Genomic DNA, 1,215 nt, shown 5'->3' with positions numbered 1-1,215 from the left:
GGCGGGGAGCGGCAGCGGCTGACCATCGCGCGGCTGCTGCTGGCCCGGCAGCGGGTGGTGATCCTGGACGAGGCCACCGCCCACCTGGACTCCACCTCCGAGGCGGCCGTCCAGGAGGCCCTGTCCGAGGCCCTGGCGGGGCGGACCGCGGTGGTGATCGCACACCGGCTGTCCACCGTGCAGGCCGCCGACCTGATCCTGGTGGTGGAGGAGGGCCGCATCGTGGAACGCGGCACCCACACCGAGCTGCTGGCGTCGGGCGGCCGCTACGAGGAGCTGTACCGCACCCAGTTCGCGGCGCGGGGCACGGCCGCGGCCGGCTGACCCCCAGCCCCGCCGGCCCGCCCGGGCGGTGACCCCGGCGGCGGGCCCCGGCGGGCCGTGCGCTTGAGTGGGGGAAGCGGCGAACCGGCGAGGACGGAGAGGTACGAGGTGGACCCCCAGGGCGTCATCGTGGTGATGGGCGTGTCCGGCACGGGCAAGTCGACCGTGGGCCGGCTGCTCGCGGAGGCGCTCGGCGTCCCTTACGCCGAGGGCGACGCCTTCCATCCGGCGGCCAACGTGGCCAGGATGTCGGCCGGGATCCCGCTGGAGGACGCCGACCGGTGGCCGTGGCTGGACGCCGTCGGCGCGTGGATCCGGGGGCGGGGCACGGGCGGCGGGGTGGTCGCCGCCTCCTGCCTCAGGCGCGCCTACCGCGACCGGCTGCGGGCCGCCGCTCCCGCGGGCGTGGTGTTCGTCCACCTCACGGGGCGGCGGCCGCTGATCGCGGCCCGGATGGCCGCCCGGACGGGGCACTTCATGCCCGCCTCCATGCTGGACTCCCAGTTCGCCGTGCTGGAGCCGCTCCACCCGGACGAGCCGGGGTTCGCCGTCGACGTCGCCGGCACCCCGGAGGAGATCACCGCACGGGCACTGTCCGCCCTGCGCCCGCCCGGGGGCCGGGACACCACCGCCCCCTGAGCGCCCTCCCCTCCGGCCCGCACGGCGGGCGGACCCGGCGCGGGGGTTCACGCACCGGCTCCGCGGCCCTGGGGGGCAGCGTCCCGGTCGGCGCGCCCGGGATCCATACGCCCCTGCTCCACGCGCGCCGGGTGCACGCGCCCCGGGTGCACGCGGGCGGGTGCACCCGGGCAAGGGCAGGACCGTCTCGGGTCAGGACCGCCGGGGGTCGGGGCCGTCCAGTTGGGCCGCCGCGAGGGCGAAGCCGTCGGC

Annotated in this window: 2 protein-coding genes; both read left to right on the top strand. The window is 78.3% G+C overall.

Annotated features, from left to right (window positions below; all coding sequences use genetic code 11):
* Positions 1-324 (top strand): ATP-binding cassette domain-containing protein (locus VR44_RS39070; RefSeq protein WP_045952441.1); only part of this gene is annotated, 324 nt, incomplete at its 5' end.
* A gap of 135 nt (positions 325-459) precedes the next feature.
* Positions 460-963 carry a gluconokinase gene (locus tag VR44_RS39065; RefSeq protein WP_045952442.1) on the top strand — a complete coding sequence of 168 codons (504 nt, stop codon included), beginning with the start codon at positions 460-462 and terminating at the stop codon, positions 961-963.
* Positions 964-1,215 lie beyond the last annotated feature (252 nt).

The sequence above is a fragment of the Streptomyces katrae genome (assembly GCF_000966975.1).
In the GTDB taxonomy this organism is placed as follows: domain Bacteria; phylum Actinomycetota; class Actinomycetes; order Streptomycetales; family Streptomycetaceae; genus Streptomyces; species Streptomyces katrae.
The sequence above is the reverse complement of the archived record's forward strand: the minus strand, read 5'-3'. Positions and strand labels throughout refer to the sequence as shown.

Excerpts from the sequence above, each read along its gene's own strand:
- VR44_RS39065 (WP_045952442.1), top strand. The coding sequence starts at position 460 with ATGGGCGTGTCCGGCACGGGCAAGTCGACCGTGGGCCGGCTGCTCGCG.